This is a genomic window from Nocardia seriolae NBRC 15557 (genome assembly GCF_007990715.1).
In the GTDB taxonomy this organism is placed as follows: Bacteria; Actinomycetota; Actinomycetes; order Mycobacteriales; family Mycobacteriaceae; genus Nocardia; species Nocardia seriolae.
The window spans coordinates 1-12,462 of the sequence record NZ_BJWY01000047.1 but is presented as its reverse complement, the minus strand read 5'-3'; the positions used below and the strand labels follow the sequence as shown (position 1 = coordinate 12,462).

Annotated in this window: 14 protein-coding genes, 1 tRNA gene and 2 riboswitches; of the genes, 9 read left to right on the top strand and 6 right to left on the bottom strand. The window is 67.8% G+C overall.

Annotated features, from left to right (window positions below; all coding sequences use genetic code 11):
- Nucleotides 1-14 precede the first annotated feature (14 nt).
- Nucleotides 15-785, top strand: a complete 771-nt coding sequence (locus NS2_RS16390) for a cyclase family protein (protein ID WP_033088274.1) — start codon at nt 15-17, stop codon at nt 783-785.
- Between the two features lie 4 nt (nt 786-789).
- Nucleotides 790-2,457, top strand: coding sequence for a thiamine pyrophosphate-binding protein (locus tag NS2_RS16385; RefSeq protein ID WP_033088275.1), 1,668 nt, complete (start codon nt 790-792; stop codon nt 2,455-2,457).
- 29 nt (nt 2,458-2,486) lie between these two features.
- Here NS2_RS16385 and NS2_RS16380 read toward each other — a convergent pair whose 3' ends face one another.
- Nucleotides 2,487-3,251: an SDR family NAD(P)-dependent oxidoreductase gene (locus tag NS2_RS16380; protein ID WP_033088276.1), complete on the bottom strand. Its 765-nt coding sequence runs from the start codon at nt 3,249-3,251 to the stop codon at nt 2,487-2,489.
- A gap of 160 nt (nt 3,252-3,411) precedes the next feature.
- Nucleotides 3,412-3,867 (bottom strand): helix-turn-helix domain-containing protein, encoded by a 456-nt coding sequence (locus NS2_RS16375; RefSeq protein WP_033088277.1) that lies wholly within the window; start codon nt 3,865-3,867, stop codon nt 3,412-3,414.
- Nucleotides 3,868-3,952: 85 nt separating this feature from the next.
- Here NS2_RS16375 and NS2_RS16370 point away from each other — a divergent pair, with 85 nt between their 5' ends.
- Nucleotides 3,953-4,792 (top strand): class I SAM-dependent methyltransferase, encoded by an 840-nt coding sequence (locus NS2_RS16370; RefSeq protein ID WP_033088278.1) that lies wholly within the window; start codon nt 3,953-3,955, stop codon nt 4,790-4,792.
- A 50-nt stretch (nt 4,793-4,842) separates the two neighbouring features.
- On the opposite strand, the gene NS2_RS16365 is transcribed toward NS2_RS16370, so the two are convergent.
- Complete coding sequence (locus tag NS2_RS16365; protein ID WP_096490693.1) at nt 4,843-6,000, bottom strand: glycosyltransferase; 1,158 nt, start codon at nt 5,998-6,000, stop codon at nt 4,843-4,845.
- Nucleotides 6,001-6,060: 60 nt separating this feature from the next.
- Between NS2_RS16365 and NS2_RS16360 the strand changes: the two genes are divergently transcribed.
- On the top strand, nt 6,061-6,723 hold the full coding sequence (locus tag NS2_RS16360; protein WP_045437929.1) for a TetR/AcrR family transcriptional regulator: 663 nt from the start codon (nt 6,061-6,063) through the stop codon (nt 6,721-6,723).
- A 224-nt stretch (nt 6,724-6,947) separates the two neighbouring features.
- Here NS2_RS16360 and NS2_RS16355 read toward each other — a convergent pair whose 3' ends face one another.
- Both NS2_RS16355 and NS2_RS16350 read right to left on the bottom strand, forming a co-directional pair.
- Entirely contained in the window at nt 6,948-7,436 is a 489-nt protein-coding gene (locus NS2_RS16355; protein WP_033088279.1) for a hypothetical protein, read from the bottom strand.
- A 41-nt stretch (nt 7,437-7,477) separates the two neighbouring features.
- Nucleotides 7,478-7,571: riboswitch (glycine riboswitch) on the bottom strand.
- Nucleotides 7,572-7,659, bottom strand: a riboswitch (glycine riboswitch).
- A gap of 137 nt (nt 7,660-7,796) precedes the next feature.
- On the bottom strand, nt 7,797-8,525 hold the full coding sequence (locus NS2_RS16350; protein WP_081985969.1) for a hypothetical protein: 729 nt from the start codon (nt 8,523-8,525) through the stop codon (nt 7,797-7,799).
- An 80-nt stretch (nt 8,526-8,605) separates the two neighbouring features.
- Here NS2_RS16350 and NS2_RS16345 point away from each other — a divergent pair, with 80 nt between their 5' ends.
- Complete coding sequence (locus tag NS2_RS16345; protein ID WP_033088281.1) at nt 8,606-9,253, top strand: cyclase family protein; 648 nt, start codon at nt 8,606-8,608, stop codon at nt 9,251-9,253.
- 136 nt (nt 9,254-9,389) lie between these two features.
- Nucleotides 9,390-9,764 (top strand): hypothetical protein, encoded by a 375-nt coding sequence (locus NS2_RS16340; RefSeq protein WP_145961851.1) that lies wholly within the window; start codon nt 9,390-9,392, stop codon nt 9,762-9,764.
- Between the two features lie 80 nt (nt 9,765-9,844).
- On the opposite strand, the gene NS2_RS16335 is transcribed toward NS2_RS16340, so the two are convergent.
- Complete coding sequence (locus tag NS2_RS16335) at nt 9,845-11,050, bottom strand: L,D-transpeptidase (protein WP_045437931.1); 1,206 nt, start codon at nt 11,048-11,050, stop codon at nt 9,845-9,847.
- A 218-nt stretch (nt 11,051-11,268) separates the two neighbouring features.
- Here NS2_RS16335 and NS2_RS16330 point away from each other — a divergent pair.
- The 3 genes from NS2_RS16330 to NS2_RS16320 form a co-directional block, all read left to right on the top strand.
- Nucleotides 11,269-11,341: transfer RNA gene (locus NS2_RS16330), tRNA-Lys, on the top strand.
- A gap of 452 nt (nt 11,342-11,793) precedes the next feature.
- Nucleotides 11,794-11,994 carry a helix-turn-helix domain-containing protein gene (locus tag NS2_RS16325; RefSeq protein WP_033088284.1) on the top strand — a complete coding sequence of 67 codons (201 nt, stop codon included), beginning with the start codon at nt 11,794-11,796 and terminating at the stop codon, nt 11,992-11,994.
- Nucleotides 11,991-12,462 (top strand): HipA N-terminal domain-containing protein (locus tag NS2_RS16320; RefSeq protein ID WP_186817599.1); only part of this gene is annotated, 472 nt, incomplete at its 3' end. The genes NS2_RS16325 and NS2_RS16320, both read left to right, overlap by 4 nt.

Genomic DNA, 12,462 nt, shown 5'->3' with positions numbered 1-12,462 from the left:
AAAGAGGTACCGCCATGACGGCTGTCACCGCACTGTTGGCCGCGCTCGCCGACGGATCCACCGAAATCATCGATCTCACTGCGCCATTGCACTCCGGCACCCCGATTCTCCAACTGCCACCGCCGTTTTCGAACACCGTTCCGTTCGGGCTGGAGGAGATCAGCCATTACGACGATCGGGGACCAGGCTGGTACTGGAACAATATCCACACCGGCGAGCACACGGGGACCCATCTGGATGTGCCCATCCACTGGGTCACCGGGCAGGGCGGATTCGATGTGCACGGGACGCCACTGCGCGGGCTGATCGCGCCCGCGGTGGTCGTCGACGTCTCGGCGCGGGTGACGGGCAACCCCGACTTCCTGCTCGAGGTCGACGATCTGCTGGAGTGGCAGAAACAGCACGGCCCCCTGCCCGACGGCGGCTGGGTACTGCTGCGCACCGGATGGGACGCCTACGCCGACGACGCCGCCCGCTTCCGCAACGCCGACGCGACCGGCCCCCACTCCCCCGGCCTGTCCGCCGACTGCGCCGAATGGCTCTCGCAGCAAACGATCTTCGGCCTGGGCGTCGAAACCGTCGGCACCGACGCGGGCACCGCGCACGGCTTCGAACCGCCCTTTCCCTGCCACCACTTCCTGCTCGGCGCGGGCAAATGCGGGCTGACCCAGCTCCGCAACCTGTCCCGGCTCCCGACGACCGGGTTCGGTCTGATCGTGAGCCCCCTGCCCATCAAGGGCGGAACCGGCAGTCCCACACGGGTTCTCGCCCTCGTCGACCGGTAGCACCATGCCGCCGGTGAGCGAGGTCGTCGGCCGTGTCCTCGCCGAACTGGGCATCTCCCGGGTCTTCGGCGTAGTCGGCAGCGGCAACTTCGACCTGACAAATGCCCTGCGCGCCAATGGTGTCGGTTACATCGCCGCCCGCCACGAATGCGGCGCGACCACCATGGCCGACGCCTACGCCCGCATGACCGACACCGTCGCCGCGGTCACCCTGCACCAGGGTTGCGGTCTCACCAACGCCCTGACCGGCATCACCGAGGCCGCGAAAAGCCTTACGCCCCTGGTCATCCTGGCCGCCGACACCGCAGGGGAAGCGGTGCTGTCCAACTTCCGCGTGGACCAGGACGCGCTGGCCACGGCGGTCGGCGCGGTCGCCGAGCGCATCCACAACCCGCACAGCGCGATCGCCGACACCATCCGCGCCTTCCGCACCGCCCGAGACCAGCGCCGCTGCGTGGTGCTGAACCTCCCGCTCGATATACAGGCTGCGGAAATCGCCGTCCCCGCATCCTTCGCCTCGGCAGGGTTGGGGACGGCCGCGCTCGGACCGTTCGATGCACCCGGGCCGCCGGATGCCGTCCGTCCCACCGCGGCGGCGGTCATGAAACTGCTCGGGCTGCTGTCCGAGTCGTCCCGGCCGGTGTTCATCGCCGGTCGGGGGGCTCGCGCTTACGGGCCGGAGTTGCGGGCGCTGGGTGAGTCGAGTGGTGCGCTGCTCGCCACTTCGGCGGTCGCCCACGGTCTGTTCCAGGGTGATCCGTGGTCGCTGGGAATATCGGGCGGGTTTGCCTCACCCCTGGTCGCCGAATTGATCACCGAGGCGGATCTGATCGTGGGGTGGGGTTGCGCGTTGAATATGTGGACCATGCGGCACGGAATTCTCATCGGTCCGAACACAACCGTGGTTCAGGTGGATTCGGACGCCGCGGCGCTGGGTGCACACCGCCCCATCGACGTCGGCGTGCACGGCGACGTCGGTGAGGCCGCGCGCGACGCACTGGTGGCCGCCACGCCGCGGGCCGGGTATCGGACGCCGCGCGTGGCCAGCAGGCTGGCGGCGCTGGGACGGTGGCGTGATGTCCCGTTCACGGATCGATCGACCGGCGACCGCATCGACCCGCGAACGCTTTCCATCGCTCTCGACGATCTGCTGCCGACCGAACGGATCGTCGCCGTCGACTCCGGCAACTTCATGGGGTATCCGAGCGCCTACCTCGAGGTGCCCGATCAGTACGGATTCTGCTTCACCCAGGCTTTCCAATCCATCGGGCTGGGCCTGGCCACCGCCATCGGCTGCGCGCTGGCCCGGCCCGATCGGCTGCCGGTGGCCGCACTCGGCGACGGTGGTGCGCTCATGGGTATCTCCGAGCTGGAAACCGTGGTGTGCCTGGGTATTCCGATGCTCATCGTGATCTATGACGATCATGCCTACGGTGCTGAGGTACACCATTTCCGGGACGCGGATCTGGGGGCGGTGACCTTCCCGGATACCGATATCGCGGCGCACGCGCGCGGCGCGGGTTGTGCGGCCGCGGTGATCCGCACCGTCACCGATCTCGATATCGTCGCGAAATGGCTGGCGGGTCACCGGAACACGCCGCTACTGCTGGACGCGAAGATCATCAGCGACGGTGGTTCCTGGTGGCTTCAAGAGGCTTTCGCCCGGCATTGATCAGGGCACCGCCGAGCGAAAGCCGTCATTCAGTTGGTGATCCGCCCGCCCGCGACATCGATGGTGATGCCGCTCGGATAGGAGGAGGCATCCGAGGCCAGGAACAGCGCGGCCAGCGCGACATCCGCCGGAAATCCCATGCGCCGCAGTGGATGTGACGCCGCCATCTGCCGCTGGACCGCCTCGGGCATGTTCGCAGCCACCTTCTCGGTCAGAATCGACGACGGCGCAATCGCATTCACGCGAATCCCCCGCGGCCCGAGCTCGGCGGCCAGATGCCTCGTCATCATGATGATTCCCGCATTGGCCACCCCGTAGGCGAGCTTGGCCTGGCTGGGCTGGCGTCCCGCCGACGAGGCCATGGTGACGACACTGCCCGACCCCTGCGCCAACAGCATCGGCAGGAACGCCCGCACGGTCAAAAACGCGGAGGTCAGATCCGAATCCAGCACCCGCCGCCACAGCTCCTCCGACAGTTCGGAACTCGGTGTCGGATAACCCATTCCGCCCGCGAAGACGCCGAGCACGTCGACCCGGCCGAACTCCCGCTCGACCAGCGCCGCGACCTCGGCGAGCGCGGCCGCCGAGGTGACATCCGCGACCGCGCCGACGGCGGTGCCGCCCGCCGCGCTGATCTCGGCGACGACCGCGTCCAGCGCCTGCTCGTCACGCCCGACCACGCACACCTGCGACTGCTGGGCGGCGAGCATGCGGGCGGTCTCGGCGCCGATTCCCCGCGAGCCCCCGGTGAGGACGGCGATCTTTCCGGCGAGGTCGGAGTAGTTGCCGAGCATGGGACTGAGCCTTTCGATCGATACCACGATTGTGTGGGGCGCAGGCGATTCGGCGATCGCGGCCGAATCAGCCGGGAATGGTCGCCGAATCAACGACGGGACAGGAAGACGGCCGCCGCGAGCAGCCGTATCAGGGCCTGACGCCGGGCGTCTACCCGGGCTACAAGGCGGTTTGAGAGCCGTCGGACGATGCGCCGGCGGCGAGCGCGTCCTCGCTCGGCATGCGCCCGGCCATCACCTCGGCCAGCAGGTGCCGAAAGGTCGGGCACTGTCCGTGACTCGGGGCCGGGCAGGCGGCGGCATGGCGCAGGCCGTCGCGCACGGCGGTCAGTTGCGTGATGGTGCGGTCCAGCTCGGCGGCCTTGCCGAGCAGCAGGGCGCGATCCACCCGCAGCTCGCCCTGGGGTCCGAAGACCTGGACGATGTCGTCCAGGGAGAACCCGGCGGTGCGGCCGATGGAGATCAGGGCGAGTTGTGCCAGGACCGATTCGTCGTATTGCCGCCGGAGTCCACGCCGACCGGTCGGCATGATGAGCCCGCGTTCCTCGTAGTAGCGCAGGGTCGAGGCCGGGACGCCGGAGCGGCGCACGACTTCAGCGATATCCAGACTCCGCACCGGATCACCTCGGTCCTTGACCTCAAGTCGGCTTGAATTGAGACAGTGTAGTTCTCCGCCCGTCCATCGACGAAGGACCGCGACCATGACCACACCCCTCGACAATGACCAGACCACCCGCTGGAAAGTGGCCGGCAATGCCTGGGTCGACGCCCAGGACCTCATCACCACGGTGCTGCAGCCCTTCCAGGACATCCTGGTCGAGCTGGCGAAGGACACCGCCGCGCAACGGGCGCTCGATGTCGGATGCGGCACCGGCGGCACCACCCTCGCCGTCGCGCGGGAGGCGGGCGCGCGCTGCACCGGCGTCGACATCGCCGAACCGATGATCGACGCGGCCCGCGCGAACACCGAAAGCGAGGGCCTGCCGGTCGATTTCGTGTGCGCCGACGCCCAGACCCACCCCTTCGAACCCGCGACCTACGACCTCGTCATGTCCCGGTTCGGGGTGATGTTCTTCGCCGACCCGGTGGCCGCCTTCACCAACCTGCGCCGCGCCACCGTGCCCGGCGGCCGGCTCGGCTGCCTGGTCTGGCGCGGCATGGACGAAAACCCGTACTTCACCGTGGCCGAGCGCATCGCGGCGCCGCTGCTGCCGAACCTGGCGCCCCGAATCCCCGGCGCACCAGGCCAATTCGCCTTCGCCGACCGCGAGCGCGTGACCGAGATCCTGGAATCCAGCGGCTGGACCGATATCGACGTCCGCCCGGTCGACGCCGTGTGCGCCATGCCGGAACCCGCGCTCATCGGCTACATCTCGCGGCTGGGCCCCGTCGGCATCGCACTGCTCGACGCGGACGAGGCCACCCGCGAGAAGGTCATCGCCGACGTCCGCACCGCCATGGAACCGTTCATCGACGGCGACCAGGCCCGCTTCACCGGCGCCTGCTGGATGCTCGACGCCCGCGCCCCGGAATCGGCCTGACCTCGACCAGCGGTCCGGCGCAAGGTCCGTTGGTCGGGATGGCACCGGCGTCAGGACATCCGGATGCCGTCCGTGACGAGGGCGGACGCCACGGAGGCGGCATCGGGCAGACGCTCGATTTCGGCCCGGATGCGTTGGGCGCCCGCGCGATACGAATCGTCGGCCAGGATCGTGGCGACCTCGTCGTGCACGGCGGCCGGAGTCACCCGGTCGGGTTCGAGGACCCGGGCCGCACCGATCGCGCGGCAGGCCGCCGCGGTGGGGAACTGGTCCGCACCGCGTGGCGTGAGGACCAGCGGAAGCCCGTGTGAGAGCGCGGCCAGCGTGGTGCCCGCGCCCGCGTGGCAGACCACGGCGTGGCAGCGCGGGAGGATGTCCGCCAGCGAAAGCCATTGGGCGACATGAATATTGCCCGGTTGCGGGCCGTGCGCGGCCGGGTCGGTGTCGGTTCCGACGGTGACCACGACGTCGAGATCGAGATCGGCCAGACCCGACAGCAGCGGTCCGAAAGCACCGGGCTGGTTGAAGATCGGGACGGTGCCCAGTGAGACGTACACCGTCGGGCGGCCGCCCAATTTCCCGGCCCAATCCGGCAGTTCGTCGTCGGCCTCGCCGGGCACCGCCGGGCGGATCGGCCGCGCGATACCGGCGGCGGGGCCGAGGGCCGGTTGCAGACTGCGCGGCACCGGGTCGAGATAGCCGTACCGGTACAGCCCCGCGTGGCGATCCGGCGGCAGACCGGCCGACTCCCACAGCGGCGCAACCCATTCCGCCATGACCTCGACGAGTTCGGGTTCGAGCAGCAGACCGGTGCCGTAGGTGATGGCCGGAACCCCTCGTTGCGCGGCCAGCACCGGCGCGGCCAGATCGACCGGCGCGTGCAGGATCAGATCAGGTTCGAATTCCGCTGCCAGCGCCCGCAGTTCAGGCAGCTTGCGGGGTGCCATCACCTTGCCGAACATGACCGCCCCGATCCGCCACGGCTGCGTCCCGGACGCGAACTCCGGCAGCGTCACCGCCTCGGCCGCGGCGTCGGGTGCGTTCGGACCGGCCGCGGCACCCGCCAATCCGGCCGCCCGCACCCGAGGCAGCAACTGCGGCGCGGTGGCCACCACCACCTCGTGGCCCTGCGCGCTCAGCGCCCGCGCCAGCGGAACCACCGGCGCGAACACCCCCTCCATCGGTGTGGTCGAAACAAGTACGCGCATCTCGCCTACCTCCCGTAGCTATAGTGCGCTATATAGCGAACTATAGCTAAGATCGAGACCATGTCAACACCGCGCAATCGACCACCGGAGAGCACCCCGCCACCCGCGCGCGGCAGCCGCCGCGAGGCCACTCGCCGCCGCGTCGCGGAGGCCGCCGCCGCCCTCTTCGCCGAGCGCGGCTACGCCGGGACCACTCTCCAAGCCATCGCCGATGCCGCGGGCGTCCACGTGCAGACCATCTACCAATCCTTCGGCACCAAGGTCGCTGTGCTCGCTGAGACGGCCGCGGTCCTGGTCGCCGGTCCCGACGAGGAGGCCGCCACCCCGCCTCCCGAACGCCGCTGGCTCCGTGAGCTTTTCGCCGAACCCGACCCCGCCCGCCAGCTCGCCCTTTACGCCGCCCACATGCGCACGGTCTCCGAGCGCTACATGGGCCTGCTCGACATGATGCGGGTCACCGCCGCCGCCGACCCCGAGGTCAGCACCTTCCTCACCGCCGCCGAACAGGGCCGCTACGACGGCCCCCGCCACATCACCCCCGACCTGGCCGCCAAGGGCGCCCTCAAACCCGGCCTCACCCCTGAACTGGCCGCCGACATCATGTACGCCCTCACCAGCTACGACGTCTACCGCTCCCTCATGGCCGACCGCGGCTGGACCGGCCCCCGAACCGAACAATTCATCACCGAAACCCTCACCACCGCACTCCTTTCCACCCCCTGAACCGCAGAAGATCCGGTCAGCGGACGCTATTCGGCATGACAACCGGCGTTCGATGGCGCGGGCAGCGGTCAGAACCTGGTCGCCGAGGCGGAGTGGCAGCGTGGAGCGCAGGACGAGGGCTGAGACCACGCCTGCGTAGTAGCCCTCCGGGGTCCAGATCGGGCCTGCAATTGCTCACAGATGCGGTGCGACCGCATTCACCGGCAAGGATCGACCGGCGGCGTTCACGCGACGTGCGGATGCGCACGCAGCACCGCGAATGCCCGCCGGGTTTCGCGGTGCACGTCACGGACCGGAATATCCAGTGCGACAGCCGTTTCCAAGGGCGAGAGGCCGACCGGCACCCGCAGGGTGATGATTTCGCGCTGGCGATCGGTCAGGGGGCCGGACAGTCGCTGATGCGGCACCTGGTAGCGGCAGATCCGGACGGCGCGGTGGGCGCTGGTGTACGCGAATTCGAGGAAGTCGCGCCGGGCCGCCCACGCGGCGGGCCAGCCGGTGGTGATGGCGGTGCCCAGCTGGGTGGCCAGGTTATCGGAGATCGGTTCCGGCCCCAGGGCCGCACGGCAATACGACGTGACGAATCGATGGGTGTAGGCCAGCACCTCGGCCAGGGCGGATCGCTTGCCGCTCGCGGCCGCGGTGAGGGTGTCCAGGCCGGGCATGGTCGGTGCTGCACCGGAGACGGGCTGGGTGGGGAAATCGGCGGGCATGGGAGGTCCTCGGTTCGACCGGGCAGCCGCCCGGTTATCGGATCTCCCCCTCTGTCGTGGGACCTGAGAGCTTCGCCGGGCGAACCCGGCTTGCACCGTAGGTGAGGCGCGGATGCGCCTGCTTTCCAGAGTGGCCTGGTCGAAACGGTATCTGTACCTGAGAGATTCCGGGGAGGTTGCTCCTTCGGTACCCCGTTCCCGAGGCTTCTCCCGCCACGACTCATAAGCGGACCGATATGTGTTTGTCCCGTGAGCCTAGACGATCCATCGGGTTGCCCACATCGCCCGGCAATCCGATAGCATCCACATTGTGGCGGATCTCACCACGGTCCGCCGAACCTCACCACAAGTCGCCGAACCTCACTGCGGATCGCTGAGCAGCCACTGCTCGCGCAGGGTCCGGCGGCGTTCCCGGCGGCTGCCGACCCGGGCGCGCATGGCATAGGTGTGCTCGCGGGTCTCCGCGGTGAGCTGATGCCACCCGCTGCCGCCCCGGATGTCGAATACGCCGATATAGCCGCCGGGCAGCAGCTGGAACGGCTTGGTGATGTGCTTGCCGTAGTCGAATTGCGTGCTGCCCGGCTTCCGGAAGTTCTCGAACCAGGCCGGAAACACGAAGTCCGACACCAGGACTCCATCGATCGGATAGGCGTACTGGTCCGCCTCGCAGGCGTCGGCCACCTCGTAGGCGTACATGCGGCCGGTGGTCGCGCCGGAGAACACATAGGCGGCCAGGTTGATGTCGGGGTCGCCGAGCATCTCCAGCAGTTCGTGACTGGCGGTGACACTCCACTGCAGGCCCGCATTGATGTCGCTGCGCGCGAACACCTTCCCCATCGGCAGGCCCTCACTGGTGAGATCGTGGTAGCCGAGCGCTCCGGCCTGATCCGAATCGTCGGCGATGACCACCCACCAGGCCCCGGGCGGCGGCTGCTGACCGGTGCCTACGAAGATCAGATCGGCGTCACTGCCCCACGCGGGGGCCCAGTCCCGGTGCACCTGCGTCTGCAGGGCCGGGACCACGGCGGAAACCTGGGCGTCGGTCAGTACGGTACTGCGGTTCAACACGGCAATATGTATGGCAGACATGGCGAATCCTCATCGGCGCGGCTTCATTCGATCTTGCTGACTGTCATCATCGCGCGAAAAACACAGGGAGGCAGGCGGAAGTGGGCATCATCGATCTCTCGGTTCCGATCCGGTCCGGTATGCCGGTGTATCCCGGCGATCCGGAGGTCAGCATCCGGCCGGCGCTGACCGTCACCTCCGACGGCGTGAATGTGCTGCACGTGGACATGGGTTCCCAGACGGGAACGCACGTGGACGCACCGCGCCACATCGACGACTCGCTGCCCGCACTGGACGAACTGCCGCTGGAGCGGTTCACCGGGACGGGCGTCGTGATCGACGCTCGCGCGGCCGGGGCGGGCGGGGAGATCGGGCGCGAGTTCTTCGAGGGGCGGGTGGCCGCGGGCCGGATCGTGCTGATCGCCACCGGATGGTCCGAGCATTGGGGCACGCACGCCTATGTGAACCATCCGCATCTGACGGTCGAGGCGGCCGAGTTCCTGGTTGCCGCGGGTGTGCGGACCATCGGCATCGACGCGCTCTCGGTCGATCCGACTCCGGCCGAGGAGATTCCGGTGCATCGGATCCTGTGCGGCGCGCACGCGGTCATCGCGGAGAATCTGACCCGGCTCGACCGGGTGCTCGCGGCACAACAGACAGGTCAGCGCATCGAGGTGTCGCTGTTCCCGCTCAATCTGATCGGCGCGGACGGGGCGCCCGTACGTGCCGTCGCACGCACGGAACCCTGAGGCGGACCGCGCCGCACTGTGAGAGAAACATCAGTGTGTCGCATTTTGCGTCGCAGGTCACGCGATCTTCGTAGACTGCTTTCGACATTGGGGGCGTCGGGGCCCCCGACCCACGCTCGATACGAAGGATCCGCACGTGAATCGTTATGCCGTAACCACTTTGCTAGCTGTTGCGGCCATGCTGCCCGCCGCGCCCGCCGCGATGGCGGAGATCACCCTCGTCGACGTGACGACCAGCACCACCACCCCGGGCACCACCACGACCATGCCGGGCACGACCACCACGCCGGGCACCACCACGCCCACCCCCACCACCAAGGACCCCGCGCCGAACAGCCCGATGGAGGCCCTGGTCAGCGGCTCCTCCGGGTTCAAGCTGGGCGCGGCCACCGGTTCCTCGAACACCAACTCCGCGGAGCCCGGGACCTGCACCGTGGCCGGTAGCGCCGCGGCACTCGGCGGCTTCGCGGCGCTGGGCTGCGGCGCGAACGGGCCCGGCACCATCGGCTGATTCTCGCGCCGGCATCGAGCACGGCCGAGAGGCATCGGCGATTCCGCTGATGACCCTCGGCCGTGTCCGTTCGGTCGCGCTCAGCTCCGGTCGGCGTTGCCGGCCTTCCACTGCTCCCACGGAATGTTCCAGTCGCCCAGCCCGTCCACGCCCGACAGCGTGCCGCCGACGGTGTTCTTGACGATGGTGATGTCACCGCGCTTGACGTTGTCGTACACCCACTTGGCATCCGAGGGGCTCAGATTCAGGCAGCCGTGGCTGGTGTTGACCGACCCCTGCGCGCCCACCGACCACGGGGCCGAGTGGAAGAAGATGCCCGAGTACGAGATTCGCGTCGCCCAGTCGATCGGGGTCTTGTAGCCGTTGGGCGAGTTCACCGGGACGCCGTAGGTGGAGGAGTCCATGATGATCCGGTCGAACTTGTCGCCCACGATGTAGACGCCGTTGTCGGTGGGCGTGGAGTCCTTGCCCATCGAGGTCGGCATGGTCTTGATCACCTGGCCGTTGCGCTCGACCGTCACGATCTTGGTGTTGTCGTCGGCGGTGAAGATGGTGGCGTCGCCGACGGTGAAGCTGGAGCGGATGTCACTGTCGCCGACCAGGCCGCTGCCGAGATCGTGGCCGTAGGTGCTGACCGCGATGTCGACCTTGGTCCCCGGGGCCCAGAAGTTCTGCGGCCGCCACCGGACCTCGCGGTTGTTGACCCAGTAGAACGCGCCCTCGACCGCGGGCGTCGTGGTGATCTTGATCGCGTTCTGGGCGGCCTTGCGGTCCGGAATGTTCTCGTCGAACTGCACGGCCACCGGCTGGCCGATGCCGACCACGTCGTTCTCGGCGGGCAGCAGGTACGGGTGGGTGCGATTGTTCGGGGAGATGGTGGTGAAGCTCATAGTCGAGTTGCTCGCGCCACCCAGGCCGATCGCGTCGATGCTCAGCTTGTAGGTGCGCCCGAATCCCAACTGCTCGGCCAGCTTCCACGTGCTGCCGTCCTTGGCCAGCTCGCCGGGCACCGCCTTGCCGTCCGGGTTGGTGAGCACCACATTGGTGAACTTCCCGTCCTCGACCTTCAAGGTCAGCTCGCCCGGCGACACCCCCTTGTCGCCGTCTTTGATCGGCGAGATCACCTTCGGCTTCATGAGCTCGCCGATCGGATTGGAATCGATTGCCACCGTGGACGACTGGTGCTTACCGCCGGAGGAGCACCCGAGCAGCGCCAACGCCAGCACGGACACCACCGCCCCGACGCCGAGCACCCTCCGGTACCGCCGGACCTTCACATCACTCATCGCAACCCCGCTTACGTCTCGGTGTAGACCCGTCACGTCCCGCCCCACAGGGCTCTTACCGAACATCAGAGATCACCCCCGCCGCGTTAACAACTTCACCTTCCCGAAACCTCGCAGCTCAGAGGGGCGATTTCACTTTCGGCACCCAACCCTGTTAATGTTCTCTCCGCACCGCAGAGCGGCCGAAGCGAAAGCCCGAGCCCCCCGCGGAGTAACTTGCGCCATTAGCTCAATTGGCAGAGCAGCTGACTCTTAATCAGCGGGTTCGGGGTTCGAGTCCCTGATGGCGCACAACAGAAGGCCCCTGACCAGGCAATACGTTCAGGGGCTTTGTTCATTCCACCCGCCAAAACGTATCATTCCCAAGAATATCCCGAAGACTCAGCACCGCCTGGTCCCGCTGGTTGGCAAACCGCCAAACCCTCGCTCCAGCACCGCAAATGAGCCTGACGCCTACTCGAAGCTCCCGGTCCGCAGAGGTCCGCCTGGCCGGCGTACCCGTCCCACGACAATCTGATTGTGACCTATCCGGGGCCCTGGTTCCTGCACTGTCGCGCCCCACTGACAGGCCGCCACACCGGCCTCCATCGGCAATATGCTGCCGATTTCCCCTCTGCAGCAACTAAAACGAGTTATCCTCGCGGAAATCGGCAGCATTCTTCCGATTTTGGAATCGATTCGGGTAGCCTGAATGACATCAGCACGATATCGGCAGAATATTGCCGATTCATGGAGGTGATGCGATGACCGTGGCAGCGAGCATCGGGGACGCCATTCACGCGGCACGCCGCCGTCATCGGCTGACGCAGGAGCAGTTGGCGGAGCTGGCGGGCACCTCCACTCGCACGGTACGCGAGATCGAGCACGGCAGCGGCTCGACCAGTATCGCCACTGTCGCCGCCGTGGCCGACGTGCTCGGACTCACCCTGGGGGTCGTCGGTTGAAGGATCTCGAGGAGCTTCGGCGGGTTGCCCGAGCGGATGTGTACAAGGCCGGTCGTCGCGCTGGCGTTCTGGAGCGGACAGCGGAGGGCGGGACCGAATTTCGCTACGAGAAGGATTATCTCGCCGACCGCGGTACTCCTGTGGCCACGACGCTCCCACTCGGCCCGGATCCGGTGCGTAGCATCGCCGGTGCCGTGCCGCCCTTCTTCGAAGGGCTTCTGCCCGAGGGGCATCGGCTCACGGTGTTGCAGCGTGCGGTCAAGACCAGTATCAGCGATGAATTGAGCCTGCTGCTGGCGGTGGGGAATGATGTGCCCGGGGATGTGCAGATCATCCCTGCTGATCAGCCGCTCATCGACGTTCCGCCATTGGTTGAGGGAGACTCGCCCGCCGAACTCGAATTCGCGCGATTCGCAGACGAAATCGATACTCATGCGCTGCCGGGAGTGCAGCGTAAGGCTAGTGTCG

Excerpts from the sequence above, each read along its gene's own strand:
- NS2_RS16385 (WP_033088275.1), top strand. The coding sequence starts at position 790 with ATGCCGCCGGTGAGCGAGGTCGTCGGCCGTGTCCTCGCCGAACTGGGC.
- NS2_RS16360 (WP_045437929.1), top strand. The coding sequence starts at position 6,061 with ATGTCAACACCGCGCAATCGACCACCGGAGAGCACCCCGCCACCCGCG.
- NS2_RS16370 (WP_033088278.1), top strand. The coding sequence starts at position 3,953 with ATGACCACACCCCTCGACAATGACCAGACCACCCGCTGGAAAGTGGCC.
- NS2_RS16325 (WP_033088284.1), top strand. The coding sequence starts at position 11,794 with ATGACCGTGGCAGCGAGCATCGGGGACGCCATTCACGCGGCACGCCGC.
- NS2_RS16390 (WP_033088274.1), top strand. The coding sequence starts at position 15 with ATGACGGCTGTCACCGCACTGTTGGCCGCGCTCGCCGACGGATCCACC.
- NS2_RS16335 (WP_045437931.1), bottom strand. The coding sequence starts at position 11,050 with ATGAGTGATGTGAAGGTCCGGCGGTACCGGAGGGTGCTCGGCGTCGGG.
- NS2_RS16365 (WP_096490693.1), bottom strand. The coding sequence starts at position 6,000 with ATGCGCGTACTTGTTTCGACCACACCGATGGAGGGGGTGTTCGCGCCG.
- NS2_RS16350 (WP_081985969.1), bottom strand. The coding sequence starts at position 8,525 with ATGTCTGCCATACATATTGCCGTGTTGAACCGCAGTACCGTACTGACC.
- NS2_RS16380 (WP_033088276.1), bottom strand. The coding sequence starts at position 3,251 with ATGCTCGGCAACTACTCCGACCTCGCCGGAAAGATCGCCGTCCTCACC.
- NS2_RS16355 (WP_033088279.1), bottom strand. The coding sequence starts at position 7,436 with ATGCCCGCCGATTTCCCCACCCAGCCCGTCTCCGGTGCAGCACCGACC.